19 protein-coding genes and 1 pseudogene are annotated in these 17,742 nt (G+C 70.4%); 6 read left to right on the top strand and 14 right to left on the bottom strand.

What is annotated here, in order from left to right; genetic code table 11:
• Positions 1–87: 87 nt before the first annotated feature.
• The 3 genes from CSC62_RS14495 to CSC62_RS14485 form a co-directional block, all read right to left on the bottom strand.
• Positions 88–2,847, bottom strand: a complete 2,760-nt coding sequence (locus CSC62_RS14495; RefSeq protein WP_162407396.1) for a TonB-dependent receptor — start codon at positions 2,845–2,847, stop codon at positions 88–90.
• Positions 2,848–3,263: 416 nt separating this feature from the next.
• Positions 3,264–4,247: an HDOD domain-containing protein gene (locus CSC62_RS14490; RefSeq protein WP_246194472.1), complete on the bottom strand. Its 984-nt coding sequence runs from the start codon at positions 4,245–4,247 to the stop codon at positions 3,264–3,266.
• Positions 4,248–4,346: 99 nt separating this feature from the next.
• On the bottom strand, positions 4,347–5,270 hold the full coding sequence (locus CSC62_RS14485) for a M14 family metallopeptidase (RefSeq protein ID WP_246194470.1): 924 nt from the start codon (positions 5,268–5,270) through the stop codon (positions 4,347–4,349).
• A 327-nt stretch (positions 5,271–5,597) separates the two neighbouring features.
• On the opposite strand from CSC62_RS14485, the gene CSC62_RS14480 reads away from it, so the two are divergent.
• Positions 5,598–5,888: a YkgJ family cysteine cluster protein gene (locus tag CSC62_RS14480; RefSeq protein WP_162407394.1), complete on the top strand. Its 291-nt coding sequence runs from the start codon at positions 5,598–5,600 to the stop codon at positions 5,886–5,888.
• Between the two features lie 44 nt (positions 5,889–5,932).
• Positions 5,933–6,154, top strand: coding sequence for a hypothetical protein (locus CSC62_RS14475; protein ID WP_162407393.1), 222 nt, complete (start codon positions 5,933–5,935; stop codon positions 6,152–6,154).
• An 86-nt stretch (positions 6,155–6,240) separates the two neighbouring features.
• Here CSC62_RS14475 and CSC62_RS14470 read toward each other — a convergent pair whose 3' ends face one another.
• Positions 6,241–6,774, bottom strand: coding sequence for a riboflavin biosynthesis protein RibA (locus CSC62_RS14470; RefSeq protein ID WP_162407392.1), 534 nt, complete (start codon positions 6,772–6,774; stop codon positions 6,241–6,243).
• A 244-nt stretch (positions 6,775–7,018) separates the two neighbouring features.
• Here CSC62_RS14470 and aga27 point away from each other — a divergent pair, with 244 nt between their 5' ends.
• A complete protein-coding gene (gene aga27, locus CSC62_RS14465) occupies positions 7,019–8,230 on the top strand; it encodes an alpha-galactosidase Aga27 (protein ID WP_211369022.1) in 1,212 nt (403 codons plus the stop codon).
• Here the strand turns inward: aga27 and CSC62_RS14460 are convergent, their stop codons facing one another.
• The 4 genes from CSC62_RS14460 to CSC62_RS14445 all read right to left on the bottom strand — a co-directional run bounded on the left by CSC62_RS14460 (position 8,231) and on the right by CSC62_RS14445 (position 10,388).
• On the bottom strand, positions 8,231–8,794 hold the full coding sequence (locus CSC62_RS14460) for a DUF2058 domain-containing protein (protein ID WP_162407390.1): 564 nt from the start codon (positions 8,792–8,794) through the stop codon (positions 8,231–8,233).
• Positions 8,787–9,689, bottom strand: coding sequence for an acyltransferase (locus CSC62_RS14455; protein ID WP_425502035.1), 903 nt, complete (start codon positions 9,687–9,689; stop codon positions 8,787–8,789). The genes CSC62_RS14460 and CSC62_RS14455 overlap by 8 nt, the downstream gene beginning before the upstream one ends.
• Before the next feature lie 107 nt (positions 9,690–9,796).
• Positions 9,797–10,093 carry a HigA family addiction module antitoxin gene (locus tag CSC62_RS14450; RefSeq protein WP_162407389.1) on the bottom strand — a complete coding sequence of 99 codons (297 nt, stop codon included), beginning with the start codon at positions 10,091–10,093 and terminating at the stop codon, positions 9,797–9,799.
• Positions 10,094–10,106: 13 nt separating this feature from the next.
• Entirely contained in the window at positions 10,107–10,388 is a 282-nt protein-coding gene (locus CSC62_RS14445) for a type II toxin-antitoxin system RelE/ParE family toxin (RefSeq protein ID WP_162407388.1), read from the bottom strand.
• Between the two features lie 230 nt (positions 10,389–10,618).
• Here CSC62_RS14445 and CSC62_RS14440 point away from each other — a divergent pair, with 230 nt between their 5' ends.
• Entirely contained in the window at positions 10,619–11,707 is a 1,089-nt protein-coding gene (locus tag CSC62_RS14440) for an NAD(P)/FAD-dependent oxidoreductase (RefSeq protein WP_162407387.1), read from the top strand.
• 32 nt (positions 11,708–11,739) lie between these two features.
• Here the strand turns inward: CSC62_RS14440 and CSC62_RS14435 are convergent, their stop codons facing one another.
• The 3 genes and pseudogenes from CSC62_RS14435 to CSC62_RS18110 all read right to left on the bottom strand — a co-directional run.
• Positions 11,740–12,105: a response regulator gene (locus CSC62_RS14435; protein WP_162407386.1), complete on the bottom strand. Its 366-nt coding sequence runs from the start codon at positions 12,103–12,105 to the stop codon at positions 11,740–11,742.
• Positions 12,098–12,628 (bottom strand): ATP-binding protein, encoded by a 531-nt coding sequence (locus CSC62_RS14430; protein WP_246194468.1) that lies wholly within the window; start codon positions 12,626–12,628, stop codon positions 12,098–12,100. The genes CSC62_RS14435 and CSC62_RS14430 overlap by 8 nt, the downstream gene beginning before the upstream one ends.
• Before the next feature lie 103 nt (positions 12,629–12,731).
• Positions 12,732–12,794, bottom strand: a pseudogene (locus CSC62_RS18110) (hypothetical protein); the annotation flags it as partial.
• 109 nt (positions 12,795–12,903) lie between these two features.
• Here CSC62_RS18110 and CSC62_RS14425 point away from each other — a divergent pair.
• Positions 12,904–13,974 carry an ROK family protein gene (locus CSC62_RS14425; protein ID WP_211369021.1) on the top strand — a complete coding sequence of 357 codons (1,071 nt, stop codon included), beginning with the start codon at positions 12,904–12,906 and terminating at the stop codon, positions 13,972–13,974.
• Between the two features lie 14 nt (positions 13,975–13,988).
• On the opposite strand, the gene CSC62_RS14420 is transcribed toward CSC62_RS14425, so the two are convergent.
• Complete coding sequence (locus tag CSC62_RS14420) at positions 13,989–15,035, bottom strand: S66 peptidase family protein (RefSeq protein WP_162407385.1); 1,047 nt, start codon at positions 15,033–15,035, stop codon at positions 13,989–13,991.
• A 150-nt stretch (positions 15,036–15,185) separates the two neighbouring features.
• On the opposite strand from CSC62_RS14420, the gene CSC62_RS14415 reads away from it, so the two are divergent.
• On the top strand, positions 15,186–15,665 hold the full coding sequence (locus CSC62_RS14415) for a VOC family protein (protein WP_162407384.1): 480 nt from the start codon (positions 15,186–15,188) through the stop codon (positions 15,663–15,665).
• A 48-nt stretch (positions 15,666–15,713) separates the two neighbouring features.
• Here the strand turns inward: CSC62_RS14415 and CSC62_RS14410 are convergent, their stop codons facing one another.
• Positions 15,714–16,748 (bottom strand): glycoside hydrolase family 5 protein, encoded by a 1,035-nt coding sequence (locus tag CSC62_RS14410; protein WP_162407383.1) that lies wholly within the window; start codon positions 16,746–16,748, stop codon positions 15,714–15,716.
• Positions 16,749–16,882: 134 nt separating this feature from the next.
• Positions 16,883–17,629 (bottom strand): DUF72 domain-containing protein, encoded by a 747-nt coding sequence (locus CSC62_RS14405; protein ID WP_162407382.1) that lies wholly within the window; start codon positions 17,627–17,629, stop codon positions 16,883–16,885.
• Between the last annotated feature and the right edge of the window lie 113 nt (positions 17,630–17,742).

Raw genomic sequence — 17,742 nt, 5'->3', positions numbered from 1 at the left:
GCCTATGCCCTGCCCCCACTTCCGGGGCAAAAAGAAGCCCGCCGGCAGGGCGCCGGCGGGCCATGAAGGTTGCAGCGGGAGGTTCGATCAGAAGCGGTAGCTCAGCCCCACCTGCCAGGACTTGCCCCACTCGATGGTCTCGAGCGGACGGTCCTTGGTCTCGGCGTAGGTGTGGTACTTGGAGTTGGTCAGGTTGCTGCCCTGCAGGTACAGGCTCAGGCCGCTGAGCGCGCTGCCGTCGCCGAAGCTGTAGCTGACCTGGGCGTCGAGCACGTCCTCGCCCTCGACGTAGCGCAGGGTGCGGTTGCCGGCGAAGTTGCCGATCTCGCCGATGAAGTCCGAGCGCTTGCGCTGGTTCAGGCGCACTTCGAAGCCGTTGTTCTCGTAGTAGGCGGTGAAGTTGTACACGCGCTTGGACAGGCCCGGGAGCATGATCGGATCGCTGCCGACGCTGGAAGTGGTGCCCGGATCCGGCGGGATGGTGATGTTGCTGTCGTTGAAGCTGGCGCTGGCGACTATGCCGAAGCCACGCAGGGCCTCGGTGAACATGTCCAGCGGCAACGAGGCGGTGAGCTCGGCGCCGCGCATGGAGCCGCCCTTGCCGTTGACCGGGGCGGTGTAGAAGCCGGTCATCTCGACTTCCACGTCGTCCGGCAGGGTCTGGCCGTTGGCCGCCAGCCAGTTCTCCACCTGCTCGGTGAAGTCGTAGCCGTCACGCTTCTCGGTATAGATGTAGGTGCGCAGGTCCTTGTAGAAGACCGCGGCGGCGACGTAGGCCTTGGTGCCGAAGTACTTCTCGTAGGACAGGTCGATGGAGTTGGCCGACCAGGGATCCAGTTCCGCGTTGCCGCCGCTGGCGCCCGGCAGGCCGGTACTGGTATCCACGCCGAATTCCATCGAAGCGCGCAGCTCGTCCACGCGCGGACGCGCGACCTGGCGGGCCAGGGCGAAACGGACGGTCTGCTCGGCCGGCAGCTCGAACGCCAGGTTCAGGCTGGGCAGGTAGTCGGTGTAGCTCTTGCCCTTCTCGATCGGGATCACCTGGCTGCCGACCGGCTGCGAGCCGTCCCAGTAGTTGGAAGCCGAGGACTGGTCCACGCTCTGGGCCTGGACGCCGACGTTGCCGCGCACCGCGACCGAACCGATCTCGGCGTCGATGTTGGCGCGGATCCAGGTGGTGGTGATCTGCTCTTCCACCGACCACTGCTTCGGGATCAGGTAGGACTCGGCGGTGGTCGGGTTGAACACCATGTAGCGGGCCACGGCCTCGGGCACGTTCCAGCTGGGGATGTAGCCGACGCCGGCGAAGCGCAGGTCGACCAGGCCGTACTGCAGGTCCGGGGCGATGGTGGTCTCGCCCTGCGCGCCGAGGGTGATGTTGCCTTCTGGCTGGCTCTTGTTCTTCTCGCGTTCGGCGTAGTTGATGCCGACGTCGATGTCGGAGAACCAGCCCAGCGCCTCCGGCGCCGGGAAGCTGGCGACCAGCTTGTAGCCCTTCAGCTCGTCGTCCACGTGCGGAGTCTTGCCGTAGCCGGAGCCGTAGATGGTGTTGGCCAGGTACAGCTGGGTGTAGTCGGAATAGTCCAGGCCAGGATTCAGCTGGGCGAAATCGCCGCCGCCACCGTAGTTCAGGACCACCGAATCCAGCTGCGGCGCCGGCAGCAGCTGCAGGTTGTTCTCCAGGTTGGTCTCGTCGCGCTCGGTCTTGGACCAGCTGACGTCGGCCACCAGCTTCACCGCGCCGACGTTGAACTCGTTGTTCCAGCCCAGCGCCTTGATCTCGTCCTCACGGTAGTTGTACATGCCGCGGACCAGCGGATAGACGTTGTTGGCGGTGCCGCTGACGAAACTGCCGTTGCCGTTGACGGTCACGTCGGTGACGTCCAGGCGCCCGTAGCCGCCGTTGTAGTCGCCCAGGCCCACCTCGAACTGGTTGGCGGTGTCGTATTCCTTGGCCTTGGTGTAGAAGCCGTCCAGGGTGCTGGTCCAGCCGTTGCCCGGACGGAACTGCAGGGTCGCCATCACGCCGTCGCGCTTGGCGTTGCCGGTGCGGCGCAGGGCCTTGATGCCGTTGGAGTAGTAGGTGCCCGCATCCACGCCGGGACGCCAGCCGTCACCGACGGCCTCCCACGGCTCGTACAGGCCGACCTGGTTCTCCTGCTTGGCCATGTCCGAACGCGAGTAGCCGATGGCCAGGCCGATCGTGCGGTCGGCGAACTGGTCGATGTAGCTGACGTTGAAGCGGTTGCCGTACGGGTCCACGCCGCCGGCCTCGCCCAGCGAGTTCTTCTGGTAGCGGCCGCTGACGGCGATCACCCGGTCGTTGTAGCTGAGCGGGCGCACGGTCTGCATGTCCAGCGTGCCCGACAGGCCCTGGCCGACCAGGCCGGCGTCGGGGGTCTTGTACACGGTCACGCCGCTGATCAGCTCGGACGGGTACTGGTCGAACTCCACGCTGCGGTTGTCGCCGGTGGAAACCATCTCGCGGCCGTTGAGGGTGGTGGTGGCGAAGTCGGGCGACAGGCCGCGCACGCTGATCACCTGGGCGCGGCCGGCCACGCGCTGGGCGGCCAGGCCCGGCAGGCGGGCGATCGATTCGGCGATGCTCACGTCGGGCAGCTTGCCGATGTCCTCGGCCGAGATCGCCTCGACGATCGAGGTGGCGTCGCGCTTGACCGAGATCGCGCTCTCGATGCCGCGGCGGATGCCGGTGACGGTGACCGTATCCAGGTCGACCGCCTGCGGGTTCTCGTTGGTTTCCGCGTTCTGGGCTTGCACGCCGGTCGCGGTCAGCGCGATGGCGGACGCCAGCGCCGCGCTCAGCAGGTTGCGCTTGTGATGCACCATGTTCCCCTCTCCAAGGACGTTGTATGCGGTGGGCCGGGTGCGTCGCATCGCGATCGCCCGATCCTGCTACGCCAGGGCAAGTCACCCCGGAACGTGCGGCAATGGTAGTGGCGCAAAACGCGATGCGCGTTCTTCTGCATACGTATTCATTGCGCTTCGCCACGGCCGGTCCTGGGCGCTGCGCAACTCCGTCCGCTTGTCGATGCAATGCACCATTGGCCGCCCGTCTGCCAATGGCCGGGATGACAGCGCAAGTCAGAAACGTCGCGGATCGCAGGTTGCAGAATGATCGACGCCATCCATGCCGCCGTGCACTTCCGCGCCATGCGTCGCATCCTGCACCGCGAACGATGCGCGCATCCTGTGCGGCCATCGCGCGAATGGATGCAGCAGCGCGGCCGGGATGCCGACCTTGGTCAGTCGCCGCGCGGTGCCTGCGCCTGGCGCAGCGACTCGAGTGCCGCCGGGCCGGAAACGGCAAGCGCACGGCCCAATCCGCCCATCCGTGCCAGCTCGGTTCCGGCCTGTTCGTCCAGCGCCTGGAGCATGCGTGCCGACAACTGCCATTCCTCGGCCACCCGCCGGGCGATCCGCACCGACCATCGCCGCAGCAGGCCCGCGGTCGCATCCGCATCCGGCGGCGGGGCCGACAGGCGCGCGCATTCGCCCGCCAGCGCCTGCAAGACCACGATCATGCCCAGGCCCTGCAGCAGTGCCAGGAGCTGCGCGGCAAAGGCATCCTCGCGCTCGACCGTGCGCGCGAACCGCGCCGCAGCCGCGCTGGCATGCTGGGTGTGTTCCCAGACCAGGTCGGGCAGGCGGCCCAGCGCGCTGCCGCTGGCGCGCATCACCGGCTGCATCAGCGCCACCGCCACCAGCTGGCGCAGGCCCTGGCTGCCGATCAGGGCCACCGCCCGATCCAGGCTTTCCACCGGCTCGGACTGCACCCGGTAAACAGAACTGTTGGCCAGCTTCAGCAGGTTCGCCGCCAGCACCGGATCGCGCGCGATCACCATCGCGATCTCGCGACCGCCGGCCTCGTCGTCGTTGAGCGTGCCGAGCAGTTGCGGCAACAGCTGCGGCCTGCGCGGCAGGCGCTGCGGATCGGAATCGAAGTGCGACAACGCCCGTGCAGTAGCAGCCACCGCCTCGGTCGGCGCGGCGCCTTCCCGATCCGTCCCGTCGGAGCGCGCCACTGCCGCCAGTTCGACCAAGGCCAGATACCAGTCGCCGTGGATTCCGTCCGCGGCCTTCTCCGTTGCCGTCCGGGGGGCAGGCGCGGGATCGAGCTCATGCACCGGCTTGGTTTCTGCCCCGCGCCGGCGCCGCGACCATGCCATCGCACCGGCGGCCAGCGCCATCACTGCCGCCAGCAGCGCCATCGCTCCCCATGCCGCCATGAGACTCCGCTGGCGCACTGCGCCGCTTGCCCGATCCAGACGCCAATGGTAACCGGGCGGCCGGGGTTCCAGGCATATCGAGGGCGCCGCCGTGATCCCTCAGCGATGCGCGAGGGCGTAGTCGAGGGCCGCCCGTACCGCCGCGACCTGGGCGTCGTCGCACTGCTGCGGCGTGGCCCGCGGACTGTCCGGATAGACCTCGGTGGTGGTGACGTACTTCGCGTCGGAGATCCCGGCGCACAGGCCCAGTTCCCGCACCGGATAGTTGATGACGCCGCGGGCCACCACCGGCGAGCCGATCATGCGGCCCTCCGCATCGGCAGGTGCGATATGGGTGACCTCCTCCACCGCGGCGATGACCGCCTGCTGGAATTCCGGCTGCGGGTTTTCGCTGTCGCCGACCAGGTAGAAGCCGTCGGGAATGCCGCCGGGCTCGAACGGCTTGCCGTCGCGCGCGGCCAGCGCCGGGCGGAATTCGCTCTCGTCGCTGTCGGTGGTCTCGTGCAGGTCGACGTGCACCAGCACCCGCCCGCGCAGCGGCGCGAGCAACGCCATCAGCGCGGCCGATTCCGGCGCCGGGCTGGGCTGGCGGAACGAGCGGTTCGGGTCCACGGCCTGCGGGTTCCAGCGCTGGACGTGCTCGTAGCCCCACGGGCTGACGCAGGGCACCACCAGCAGGTTCAGGCGCCCGTCGTAATCGCGCCCGTGGTCGCGGGCAAACTGCAATGCACCCTGCACGCCGCTGGTCTCATAGCCGTGCACGCCGCCGGTCACCAGCGCCACCGGCAGGGCGTCGTTCCAGTCGCGGCTGCGCAGGGCGAGCAAAGGGTAGCGCTGCGGCGGGTAATCGAGCACCCCGTACTCGACCACGTCCCAGCCGCCGCGCAGCGCCTCGACCGGCGCCAGCACCCCGTCGGCATGGCGTCGGCGGCGCACCTGGGCCGCGCGCCACTGCGCGCGCTCGGCCTCGCCCCAGGCCTGGCCGGGGATGCCGATGGGATGGAAGCGTTCGATGGCGACCACGGGATTCTCCTGCCGGGACGGGATGGCGGACTCTAGCAGCGCCCGGCAGCCGCCTGAATCCTGCGCCCCGCAAGGCCCTGGGCCACCTGAACGGCGGCGGCAGCGGCGCATCCCGATCCGGGGTAAAATCCCGGCACATTCCGCATTCCCGCATGCCGGACTCCGGCATGTCCCAGCGCCCCGGGCCGCACCAGCGCCGGCTCCCGCGGGCCCTCCGCCAGGCATCGCCATCCGGATTTCCGCTCCATCGCGGCGCCCACGCCGCCCCGTCCGCATCCGTCCCCTGCCCGCCACGGGAGCGCCGCGCTGAGCGCGACCTGCGCCGACGTGGCCTGCACCCGCTGCGATGCGGTCTGCTGCCGCCTGCCGGTGCTGCTGCTGCCGGGCGACCGGGTGCCGCCGCACCTGGTCGACCGCGATCCCTCCGGGCTGGAAGTGATGGCCCAGGACGAGGACGGCTGGTGCGCGGCGATCGACCCGCTGCACCTGCGCTGCACGATCTACCCGCAGAGGCCGGCGATCTGCCGCCAGTTCGAGATGGGCGGCCCGGCCTGCCTGGACGTACGTACCGCCTACCGCGAGCGCAGGCTGGACGACCTCGTGTCGTCCCTGGCCTGAGAACGCCCGCGTCCCGATCCCCCAAGGAGCAAAGGAGAAGATCCATGACCGCCCGCAAGAACGCAGCCATGCCGCATCCCCGCAAGCTCGCCGATACCGGCAAGTCCTCCGGCGTGCTCACCAGCGAGCGCATCTCCCACGACCTGGCCGCCTTCCGCAAGGCCGGCGGCCGGATCGAGGTGCTGGGCAACACCCCTGTGCTGACCCGGATCGCCACGCCCTCGACCGCACCCGAGACCGACGGCAAGCGCCGCAAGAGCGCCTGACGGCAAACGCGGGAGGCGGATCGCCGCGCCCGCGTCTTTTCAGCGGACCATAGGGCTGGCGGCGGCATGCATGCGACTACGTGCCGCTACAGCGTCCTCACCGGTTCGCCGCCCTGCCCGGCCAGTTCCTCGACCGCGCGGTCGCGCTGGCCGCTGTCGAAGGCATGCACCACCACCGCGCAGCGCCCTGCCTCGAGCGCGCCCTGCACCTTGCCGATGTAGGGATCATGGTCCGGACGGAGCGATACCAGGCCGCCGGCCATCAGCCCGAACACACCGCCGTAGCCGATCACCAGCGCCGCAGCCAGCCACGGGGATCGGGTCACCCCGTCCAGGCCGATCAAGTACATCGCCGCATACACCATCGCGCCCACCGCCAGCCCGGCCAACCCCAGCTTGTAGTGGGCCACGATGATCGTGCGGAAGATGCCATGTCCTTCCGGTTCCAGCTTGCGTCCCGGATGGCTGTCGGCGGGCGTGACCAACTGCACCTGGGAGGCCTGCAGGCCCAGGCGCTCGCGCAGCCGGCGCGCGACCGCGCGTGCGGTGGATTCACGTTCGAATACGGCGGCGACCTTGCTGTCGGAACGCTCGCCGGTCAGGGCGGACAAGGTGTTCACGTCGGTTCTCCTGGAGTGCTGGCCATGCAGCGACGCTAGGGAGCCCGGCGGCAAGCAGGCGTGATTTCCACGCGTGCGGCTGCGCATGTCCAGCGGTTGGCGGGGTCGCGTTAACCCTCCTGTTCGGGTTGTGAATCTCCTGTGCGCGCCGCGTGGAGATACCTCCTATAACGATTCCGGGATTGCCCGGTACGCGCCTGGCTCGCAAAGTCCGCGGTGGACCTTCCCATTCCGGATGCAGACCATGCGCGTGCCGTTCCGCTTCCTCCTCCTCGCCCTCGCGTTGTGCATTCCGCTCCCGGCGTCGGCGCAGAAGTCCGACCAGGTGGCGCGCACCCCGCAGATGGGCTGGAACAGCTGGAACACCTTCGGCTGCAACGTCGACGAGCGGATGATCCGGGAAATGGCCGACGCCATGGTCGCCTCCGGGATGAAGGACGCCGGCTACGAGTACATCAACATCGACGACTGCTGGCACGGCACCCGCGATGCCGACGGCAACATCCGGCCCGACCCGAAGACCTTCCCGTCGGGCATGAAGGCGCTGGCCGATTACGTGCACGCCAGGGGCCTGAAGCTGGGCATCTACTCCGACGCCGGCAACACCACCTGCGCCGGCCGTCCCGGCAGCCGCGGCCACGAGTACCAGGACGCGCTGGCCTACGCCCGCTGGGGCATCGACTACGTCAAGTACGACTGGTGCGACACCAAGGACATCAACCCGGCCTCGGCCTACGCCACGATGCGCGACGCGATCGCCAGGACCGGCCGGCCGATGCTGTTCAGCATCTGCGAGTGGGGCGACAACAAGCCCTGGGAATGGGCGCTGGACGTCGGCCATTCCTGGCGCACCACCGGCGACATCTATCCGTGCTGGAGCTGCGAGCACAACCACGGCTCGTGGTCGTCGCTGGGGGTACTGCCGATCCTCGACAAGCAGGCCGGGCTGCGCAAGTACGCAGGCCCCGGCCGCTGGAACGACATGGACATGATGGAGGTGGGCAACGGCATGACCGAGGAAGAGGACCGCGCCCACTTCTCGCTGTGGGCCATGCTCGCCTCGCCGCTGATCGCCGGCAACGACCTGCGCTCGATGAGCGAGGCCACCCGCCGCATCCTCACCCACCGTGGCATGATCGCGATCAACCAGGACCGGCTCGGGATCCAGGCGATGAAGTGGATCGACGAGGGCGAGGTCGAGCTCTACCTCAAGCCGCTGGACAAGGGCGAGTACGCGCTGCTGTTCCTCAACCGCGGCGATGCGGCGCGCGAATACACCCTGGACTGGGCCTTCCACTACATGAAGGACGACATCAGCAAGCGCGAGATCGACTTCGGCCACCAGCGCTTCGCCTGGCGCGACGTCTGGCACGGCGGCGAAGGCAGTACCGCGCAGGCCTTCACCGCCACCCTGCCGGCGCATGGCGTGGTGGTCCTGCGGCTGGCGCCGCGCTGATCACCAGACCAGGTCGTCGGGCACCTGGAAACGGCTGTAGTAGGCGTCGTCGGCCGCATCGGCGGCCGGCTCCGGGGTGCGGGCATGGTCGACCACGACCAGCGAGGCATCGCGGGCCTCGACCTTCTCGGCGACCGCGCGCGGCACCACGGCATAGCCCTGATCCAGACGCACGATCACCAGCGCGCCCTTGGCCAGCTGCGCACGCACCTGGGAGGTGACCAGCACGCTGCGGATCGCCTTGCCGTCGGTGAAGCGGTACTCGATTTCCCCGCCCGGCGGCAGCCGGCCCTGCTCGATGATCTGCCGGGCCTGGGCGCGCTGCTCGGCCGCGCGCGCCTGGGCGTTGCGCTCGGCGGCCAGGGCGCGGTCGCGCTCCACCCTCGCCTGGCGCTGGCGCTCGGCCTCGGCCGCCATGTCGACACCGGCGTCCGCATCGGCCGTGGCGTCGGGTTTCGGCGCCTTGCCCTGGCGCTGCTTCGCCTGCTCGCGCGCGACCTGATCGACCTTGGACTTCTTCGCCAGGCCGGCCTTGAGCAGCTGTTCCTGCAGGGCGTTACGCATGGCTCTGCTCCCTCTCCAGCAGCCGCGCCAGGTCGGCGTCCTTCTCCTGCCACACCGCGTTCATCCACTGCTGGAAGCGGGCGCGGAAGGCGCGGTCCTCCTGATAGTTGCCGGCCACCAGCTCGGGGGGGATCGGCCTCTGCCGCACTTTCACCCGCACCTCGGGGACGCGATCGGCCATCAGCTCGACCAGGGTCGGGCGTCCGCCCGGATAGGCGATGCTCACGTCCAGCACCGCCTGCAGGCCATCGCCCATCGCGTCCAGGACGAAGGCCACGCCGCCGGACTTGGGCTTGAGCAGGTGCCGGTACGGCGATGCCTGGCCGTCATGCTTGGCCGGGGTGAAGCGGGTGCCCTCGACGAAGTTCATCACCGACACCGGGATGTCGCGGAACTTGGCGCAGGCGCGGCGGGTGGCCTCCATGTCGCGCCGGCCCAGCTCCGGGTTGCGCGCGATCTGCTTGCGGGTGTAGCGGCCCATGAACGGGAAATCCAGCGCCCACCACGCCAGCCCCAGCACCGGCACCCAGAACAGCTGGCGCTTGAGGAAGAAGCGCAGCAAAGGGATCCTGCGATTGAACACCTTCTGCAGGACCACGATGTCGACCCAGCTCTGGTGGTTGGCCAGCACCAGGTAATGGCCGTCGCGCTGCAGGCCGTCCAGGCCCTCGATGGCGAAGCGGGTACGGGTGAACGCGCCGATCATGGCGGTGTTGACCGCGATCCAGTTCTCCGCCAGCCCGGTCAGCACTGGATTGCACGCCCGCCGCACGGCACCCAGGGGCAGCACCGCCTTGACCACGCCCACGGCCAGCAACGGCAGCGCGTGGACCAGGGTGTTGAGCACGATCAGCAGCAGGACCAGGGCGATGCGCAGCCACAGCAGGAGGGACACCGGCGGAACTTCCAGAAGGTCGGGGCGGCGCAGGGTAGCAAATCGGCGCTGGCGACGGCCCGAACCTGCGGTGCGCGGCCAATGGCCGCAGCCTGTGCCCTGCCCCGCTACGCCGCCAGGCGTTCGATCCTGGCCACCGCGTCGCCCAGGGCGCGATGGGCCTCCTCCAGGTCGTAATCGGCCTGCAGGCCCAGCCAGAACCGCTCGCTGGTTCCGAGCGCGGCCGCCAACCGCACGGCGGTATCGGCGCTCACACCGCGCTTGCCCAGCACGATCTCGTTGATCCGCCGCGGAGGCACCCCCGCGGCACGCGCCAGTGCATTCTGGCTGATGCCCAGCGGCAGCAGGAACTCCTCGAGCAGGACCTCGCCAGGATGGATGTTGGGCAGCTTCCGGTTGGCCATCGCGGCAGACTCCTCAGTGGTAATCGACGATTCCGACCTCGAAGGCGTCTCCCGCCTCCCAACGGAAGCACAGCCGCCACTGGTCGTTGATCCGGATGCTGTGCCGCCCCTTGCGGTCGCCCTTCAAGGCCTCCAGGCGATTGGCGGGTGGAATCCGCAGGTCGTCCAGGGTGGCGGCGTTGTGGAGCATGCGCAGCTTGCGCCGCGCCACCGCCTGGATATCGCCGGGCAGCCTCCGGGAAGGCGTGCCCTCCCAGACCTTTTCGGCTTCCCTGTCGATGAAGCTCCGGATCACGGCCCGACCATAACGGATTCCGTCATATAACGCAATCCGTCATGGAGGAAACTCGATCCTTCACCCGCCCGCCGTCGATCGCCAGGTTCTACCGGTCACCGCCCGCGGCCAGGCCACCGCGTCGGCGCCCGGCCGGCCCGGCGGGCGCCCACGCCCGCTTCACCTCCGCTTCGCCGTCGGCCCGCATCGCCGTCCCAGCATCGGCCTCCCGCACCGCCGCAGGAACACCGATGTCCTCCTCCCGTCCCGACCTGGTCGTGGTCGGCGCCAGCTTCGCCGGCGCCGCGTGCGCGATCGCCGCGGCCCAGCGCGGGCTGCACGTGTGCGTGCTCGAGCGCAAACGCGATCCCGGCGAGAAGCTGCACACCACCGGGATCATCGTCAAGGAAGCGGCCGAGCAGACCCTGCTCGAACGCCTGCCGCCGGCGCTGACCCGGCGCATCGGCCAGGTGCGCCTGTACGCGCCGAGCCTGAAGCAGGTCGCCCTGGCCGCGCCCGGCTACTACTTCCTCACCACCGACACGCCGGGGGTGATGCGCTGGCTGGCCGCGCAGATGCGCGAACACGGCGTGGACCTGCGCCTGGGCCAGGCCTTCACCGGCTGCCAGCGCGACGGCGGCGGCTGGCGGATCGACGGCCTCGGCGCCACCGGCTACCTGGTCGGCGCCGACGGCGCGCGCTCGCGGGTCGCCCGCGCCTGCGGCCTGGGCCAGGTGCGCCAGTTCCTGTACGGCATCGAGTACGAGTTCCCCGGGGCGATGCTCGGCGAGCCCGACGCCCTGCACTGCTTCATCAGCAAGCGCTACGCCCCCGGCTACATCGGCTGGATCGCGCAGAACCCCACCGGCATCCAGGCCGGCCTGGCCCTGCGCCACGACCCGGCGCGCGCGCGGCTGCCCGACATCGACAGCTTCCTGCTGCGCGTGGGCCTGGCCGGCGGGCTGCCGCGGCACCTGCGGCCCGGGCCCACACGCGCCGGCCTGATCCCCTGCAGCGGCCCGGTGCCCGACCTGGCCCGCGACCGCGCCATCCTGGTCGGCGACGCCGCCGGCGTGGTCTCGCCGGTCACCGCCGGCGGCATCCACTCGGCCTGGGAGCATGGCTGGGCGGTGGGCCGCGCGATCGCCGCCCACCTGCGCGACGGCGGCCCACCGCCCGAGCAGGTGGCGATCGCCGCCGCGCCGCGCTTCCGCTTCAAGCGCGCCTTGCGCTGGGCCTACGACCGCATCCAGTTCGACTGGCCGTTCGACCTTCTGCTGCATTCGCCGCCGCTGCGCTGGGCGGCCGAACGGGTGTACTTCCACAAGCGCGCAAGCTGATGGCCGCGCGCGGCGCGGCGGCCTCCCCAGGATCACGACTCTGGCCAGGCGGCCTCGTCGGTCAGGATCCCGATCAGCTGCTTCACCCGGAACGGCTTGCCCAAGTAGACCACCGACGCCGGCAGCGACGGCAGCTGCGCGCTGGCGTAGCCGGAGACCAGCACCGTCCGGCACCCGGGCCGGGCCTCCAGCGCGGCGCGGGCCACCTCCAGCCCGCTCATCCCGCCGGGCATGCTGATGTCGCTGATCACGTAGTCGAAGCCGCCGTGCGCCTCCAGCAGCTGCCGCGCCTGGTGGCCGTCGTGGGCCTCGACCACCTCGTAGCCGGCATCCTCCAGGGCCATGCTGGTCACCGTGCGCAGCAGGCTGTCGTCCTCCACGTACAGCAGCCTAGGCACCGGGCGCCTCCGGCAGCGGGATCGCCATGGTCACGCAGGTGCCCTCCGCCGGCTCGCTCTCGATGAAGGCGTATCCGCCGGACTGGCTGGCGAAGCCGAATACCTGGCTCAGCCCCAGCCCACTGCCGCGGCCCACGTCCTTGGTGGTGAAGAACGGCTCCATGGCCCGCAGCCTCACGTCCTCCACCATGCCGGGTCCGTCGTCGGCGACGGTCACGTAGAGATACTCGCGTTCTGGCATGGCTTCCGGGTGCAGGTGCAGGCTGGGGCGGGCGATGCGGGTGGCGATGCGGATGCTGCCGGGATGGTCCATGGCGTCGCGGGCGTTGGCCACCAGGTGCACCAGGGGGGCCTCAAGCTGTTCGGCATCGACCATGACCCGGCTGTCAGCATCGGCCAGGTCCAGTGTGCATTGCGTGATTGGGCCGGCGGCGCGGCGGTAGACCTCCTCGGCGCCGCGGATCAGCGCGTTGACGTCGTGCAGGGCCGGCTCCAGATCCTGGCCGCGGGCGAAGGCCAGCACCTTCGCGCGCGGCGATCGCGAGGCCCTCGCCCGGCAGGCCCAGGGCCACGTCCTCGGGCGGATAGAAGCGCGAGAAATGCTGGCCGATCACCTCCGCGTCGGTATAGCCCTTGATCCGCTCGCCGCCGGTGTTCCAGCTGAGGATGTGGCCGGCGGGGTCGAGCATGTAGATGGCGTAGTCGGTGACGCCCTGCAGCAGCCGACCCCGCCTGCCGACACCCGGCGCTCACCGGCCCGGTCCTAGCCTGCAGGCCCAAATCCACGCAGGCGCCCCCATGGCCGATCGACCCGGCAAGACCGGCAAGTCCACCGCCCCGGACATGCGCGGGGAACATGGCGCCATGCGCCTGCCCGGCCTGGACATCGACCACTACAACCTGCTGGTCCGCGATCCCGAGGGACAGGAAGACTTCCTCGGCGACCGCGCCAGCCAGGGCGCGTTCCGCGACCTGCTGCAGGCCGCCCGCCAGCGCCATCGCACCGGCAAGGATCCGTTCGGCGACGTGCCCACGGCAGACCTGAAGAAGAAGGCCATCGACCGGGTCCTGCGCCGCAGCGATCCCGACGCCGCGCACCTGGTGCACCTGGCCGTGGAGGACCATGCCCGCCGCCTGGCGCACGTGATCCAGGTGTTCCTGGCCCAGCCGGAATGGGAAGGCGTGGAAAGGATCGTGCTGGGCGGCGGCTTCCCCGAGCACGACGCCGGCGGCCTGGCCGTGCGCCGGGCGATGCGGCTACTGGAACTAGCCAAGGTGGAAGCGCGGCTGCAACTGCTCGGCCACCACGCCGACGAGGGCGGATTGCTGGGCTGGACCGCCCTGCTGCCGCAGTCCGAACACCGCCATCGCGCCTTCCTGGCGGTGGACGTGGGCGGCACCAACATCCGCTGCGGCATCGTCGAGCACCGCCTGGAGCAGGCGCCGGACGGACACAAGGCGCGCGTGCTCGAGCGCCTGAAGTGGCGCCACGCCGACCATGGCCCGGACCGCGCCGAGGCCGTCGCCCGGCTGGCGGCGATGCTCAACGGCCTGGCCGCGCAGGCGCGCACCCTGGACCTGCCGCTGGCACCCTTCGTCGGCATCGCCTGTCCCGGCCGGATCGAGGCCGATGGCGGCATCTCGCAGGGCGCGCAGAACCTGCCCGGCAACTGGGAACGGCCGTTCCACCTGGCCGAAGCGCTGGCCGCGCACCTGGACCCCATCGCCGGCACTCCGCCGCGCGTGGTCCTGCACAACGACGCCGTGGTCCAGGGCCTGAGCGAGCGCCGGAAGATGCGCAAGGCCCGGCGCTGGGCGGCGCTGACCATCGGCACCGGGCTGGGGAACGCGAGCTACAGCAACCGATGAACGCGGCGGACGCCTCAGGCCTGGAACACCGGCTCCAGCATTCGCAGGGTTCCGGCGTCGGCATCCAGCTCCACCTTGCCGCCCACCGGCAGGATGAACTGCTGGCGGATGTGGCCGATCATCGCGCCGCGGTAGGCGGGCACGCCCAGCGGCCGGAGGTAGTCGTCCAGGATCTGCGGCACGGTCAACGAGCCGTAGCCGTCGCCGGGATCGCATTCGGTGCATTCGCCGAAGACCACTCCGGCCACCTGCTCCAGCGCGCCCATCAGCCGCAGCGTGCTGAACATGCGGTCGACCCGGTACGGCGCCTCGCCCACGTCCTCCAGGAACAGGATCTTCCCGCGGAAATCCGGCAGGTAGCGCGAGCCGGCCAGCGCGACCAGCACGCTGAGGTTGCCGCCGACCAGCTCGCCGCGGGCGGTGCCGCCGGTGAGGGTGACCGTGCGGTTGCGGCGCGGCACCAGTTCGTCGCCCGGCTCGGAGAGGTTGCGGTACTGCATCAGCTCGCGGCCGAAGAACACCCGCCGGAACTGATCGGCATTGAACGTGTTCCAGCTGCCCGAGCCGATCGGGCCGTGGAAGCTGACCAGTCCGGCCTGCGACAGCAGGGCGTTGTGCAAGGCCGTGATGTCCGAATAGCCGAGCAGCGCCTTGGGATTGCGCCGGATCAGCGGGTAGTCCAGCAGCGGCAGCAGGCGCGCGGCGCCGGAACCGCCGCGGGCGCAGACGATCGCCTTGACCCGGCGGTCGGCGAACATCGCGTTGAGGTCGCCGGCGCGTTCGGCATCGGTGCCGGCGAGATGGCCGCGGCGCGCGTCCAGGTGCGGCGCGGCTTTCACCTCCAGGCCCAGCGCCTCCATCGCCTCCCGCGCCAGCTGCAGGTCAAAAGGGTCGTCGGTGGCCGCCGATGGGCTGACCAGGCCGATGGTGTCGCCCGGCTGCAGCGGCGGCGGCAGGATCCGCGACGGCGTCGCCGCCTGCGCCTGGCCGTTGCGGGCCAGCGGCAAGGCCAGCGCGGCGGCGGCCAGGGCGGTGCTTCCGAGGAACTGTCGCCTGTGCATCATGTCGATCCGCGGCTTCGTGGATCGACAAGGTAATGGCCGGCCCGGAACGCAACAACCCGGCGGCGCGCAATCGGCCGGCGGCGGCTTGACCTGCCGTCGACCGCCGCGCCCTACGCTGGCCCCGTCCAATCCATCCCAGGAAAATCCATGATCGCCAGGAACACCATCTGCCTCTGGTTCGACGGCACCGCGCTGGACGCCGCCACCTTCTACGCCCGGACCTTTCCCGACAGCGCGGTCGGCGCGATCTTCCGCGCGCCTTCCGACTACCCCGCCGGCAAGCAGGGCGATGTGCTGACGGTGCAGTTCACCGTGCTCGGCATCCCCTGCCTGGGCCTCAACGGCGGCCCCGCCTTCCGCCACAGCGAGGCGTTCTCCTTCCAGGTCGCCACCGCGGACCAGGCCGAGACCGACCGCTACTGGAACGCCATCGTCGGCAACGGCGGCCAGGAGAGCGACTGCGGCTGGTGCAAGGACCGCTGGGGCCTGTCCTGGCAGATCACCCCGCGGGTGCTGACCGAGGCCATCGCCGATCCGGACCCGGAAGTCGCCCGGCGCGCCTTCGAAGCGATGATGACGATGCGCAAGATCGACGTCGCCGCGATCGAGGCGGCGCGGCGGGGCTGAAGGCGGCGCGGCCGCAGCGGCGCGACCGGAACAGGCCGACCCGGCGCCTCAGCGCTCCAGCTCCGGCGAATCGGGCAGCACCGCGCGCAGGATCGGCTCGACCCAGGCCTGGCGGCCGAAGTCGTACAGCAGGAAGTCGCTGGAGAACTGCCAGTACAGCCGGGCGAAGCCGCGCGCCTCCGCGGCCCGGGCCACCGTCGCCGTCCAGCGCACGCGGCTGTCCATCGGCGCCTTGTCGTAGGCGCCGAACTCGCCCAGCAGGATCGGCCGGTCGTGGGCGAGCGACCAGGCCTTGACCGCGTCGAAATCCCGGCCGACCTGGGCGACCTGTTCCGGCGTGCCGAACGGCACGTCCTTCAGCCGCGAGAACTGCTCCTCGACCCAGCTCGCGCCCTGATGGGTGAAGTCGAACGGCTCGTAGTAGTGGAAGGTGACGATCAGGTGGCGGTCGTCCGCGGGCAGCTCCAGTTGCTCGAGCGCGCGGAAGTTGTTCCAGTTCACCGGCCCGACCACGACGTTGCGGGTGGGGTTGCTCGCACGCACGACCTTCAGCAGCCGCGGGAACAGCGCGTTCCAGGCGGCCGCGTCGAGCTGGCCGTGCGGCTCGTTGAGCAGTTCGAACACCAGCGAGGCGGGCTGGTCGGCATAGCGGGCGGCCAGCTGCGACCAGACCTGCTCCAGGCGTGGCGCGCAGTTGGCCATGTCCTTGGCGCAATCGTCGAAATCGTGCACGTCGAGAATGACGACCAGGCCGTGCTTGCGGCCCATCGCCACCACCCAGTCGAGCTTTTCCAGCCAGGCCGGGTCCAGCGTGCCGCCCGCGTCCAGGTGACGGAAGGTGAACAGCACCACCCGCACCGTGCGGAACCCGGCGTCGTGGATGGCCTTGAAGTGTTCCTCGCGGTAGTTGCCCTGCCCGCCCTCGCGCCAGTACGGGTCGTAGCCGAGGATGTTGACCCCGGTACCCATCCGCGCGACCTGCTCGGCGGCGGGGATCGCCACGAACCGTTCCTGCGCCGCCACGCCGGGCGCGAAGCCCCACAGCAGCAGGCACATCCCGAGCAACACCGCAGACCTGAGCATCGACGCGTCCCCTTCCACGGCCCCCTGTGGCCAATGAGGTAACGTTAGCCGCAGCGTCGGGCGACCACAACCTGCCGGTATCGCTTCAGCCCGGCTGCACGTCGCCCTGCCTGTTGCGGGTGTCGGCCACGCGGTCAGCCGTTACCGCGAAGAGCCCCATCGAGCAGTGCCTGCAGCCTCGCGGCATCGGCCACCGCGAATCCCTGTGCGGTGTTGTCGAAGATCACCCAGGTCGCAGCGCGCCTGCCCGGCATCGCGCGTTGCGCCAGTTCGCGCAGGGCCGCGTCGGAGTAGGCGCTGTAGTACATCCGCGGCGAGCCATGCCATCGCCAGTAGCGCCAGGCCGGGTCCGCCGCCGGCGTGGCCGCCTCCGACACCGGGGCCGGATCGGCCGCCACCCGCGAGACCGCATACCGGACAAGCAACGCCTCGGCCTGGGCGGTGAACCAGCTGGCATGGCGCGGCTCGCAGGCCAGGGGTGCCTGGCACCGGCGGCGGAATGCGCGGAAGAACGCCGAGGCCGTGCGCGCATCCAGCGCCAGGCTGGGCGGCAGCTGCAGCAGGTAGCCGCCCAGCTTTCCGCCCAGGGACCCGGCCTCGCCCAGGAAGCGGTCCAGCGCATCGCCGGCCGCCCGCAGCCGCAGCTCGTGCGAGATCGCCTTGGGCACCTTGACCGAGAACCGGAAGCCGCGCGGGACGCTCGCCGCCCAGCGCTCGTAGGTCCTGGCCTGGTGCGGCCGGTAGAAGGAGGAGTTCACCTCGACCGCGTCGAACCGCGTCGCATAGCGGGCGAGCACGCTCTCGCCCTCGCCGAACAGGTGCGCATGCTGGCGCGGGATCGACCATCCCGCGCAGCCGATCCGGACCGTTCCGACCGTCATGCCTGCTCCGCCTGCCGACTGCCGGCGAGTTTCGGCGCGGCAGCGTGAGACCCGGGCGAAGGCGCAGGACTGCAGCGCGAAGGCTGCCTACCCTCGCCGCGTACCGCACCGCC

The sequence above is a fragment of the Pseudoxanthomonas jiangsuensis genome (assembly GCF_010093185.1).
Taxonomy (GTDB): Bacteria; Pseudomonadota; Gammaproteobacteria; order Xanthomonadales; family Xanthomonadaceae; genus Pseudoxanthomonas; species Pseudoxanthomonas jiangsuensis.
The sequence above is the reverse complement of the archived record's forward strand: the minus strand, read 5'-3'. Positions and strand labels throughout refer to the sequence as shown.

Excerpts from the sequence above, each read along its gene's own strand:
- CSC62_RS14495 (WP_162407396.1), bottom strand. The coding sequence starts at position 2,847 with ATGGTGCATCACAAGCGCAACCTGCTGAGCGCGGCGCTGGCGTCCGCC.
- CSC62_RS14490 (WP_246194472.1), bottom strand. The coding sequence starts at position 4,247 with ATGGCGGCATGGGGAGCGATGGCGCTGCTGGCGGCAGTGATGGCGCTG.
- CSC62_RS14475 (WP_162407393.1), top strand. The coding sequence starts at position 5,933 with ATGACCGCCCGCAAGAACGCAGCCATGCCGCATCCCCGCAAGCTCGCC.
- aga27 (WP_211369022.1), top strand. The coding sequence starts at position 7,019 with ATGCGCGTGCCGTTCCGCTTCCTCCTCCTCGCCCTCGCGTTGTGCATT.
- CSC62_RS14460 (WP_162407390.1), bottom strand. The coding sequence starts at position 8,794 with ATGCGTAACGCCCTGCAGGAACAGCTGCTCAAGGCCGGCCTGGCGAAG.
- CSC62_RS14450 (WP_162407389.1), bottom strand. The coding sequence starts at position 10,093 with ATGGCCAACCGGAAGCTGCCCAACATCCATCCTGGCGAGGTCCTGCTC.
- CSC62_RS14440 (WP_162407387.1), top strand. The coding sequence starts at position 10,619 with ATGTCCTCCTCCCGTCCCGACCTGGTCGTGGTCGGCGCCAGCTTCGCC.
- CSC62_RS14425 (WP_211369021.1), top strand. The coding sequence starts at position 12,904 with ATGGCCGATCGACCCGGCAAGACCGGCAAGTCCACCGCCCCGGACATG.
- CSC62_RS14420 (WP_162407385.1), bottom strand. The coding sequence starts at position 15,035 with ATGCACAGGCGACAGTTCCTCGGAAGCACCGCCCTGGCCGCCGCCGCG.
- CSC62_RS14415 (WP_162407384.1), top strand. The coding sequence starts at position 15,186 with ATGATCGCCAGGAACACCATCTGCCTCTGGTTCGACGGCACCGCGCTG.
- CSC62_RS14410 (WP_162407383.1), bottom strand. The coding sequence starts at position 16,748 with ATGCTCAGGTCTGCGGTGTTGCTCGGGATGTGCCTGCTGCTGTGGGGC.
- CSC62_RS14405 (WP_162407382.1), bottom strand. The coding sequence starts at position 17,629 with ATGACGGTCGGAACGGTCCGGATCGGCTGCGCGGGATGGTCGATCCCG.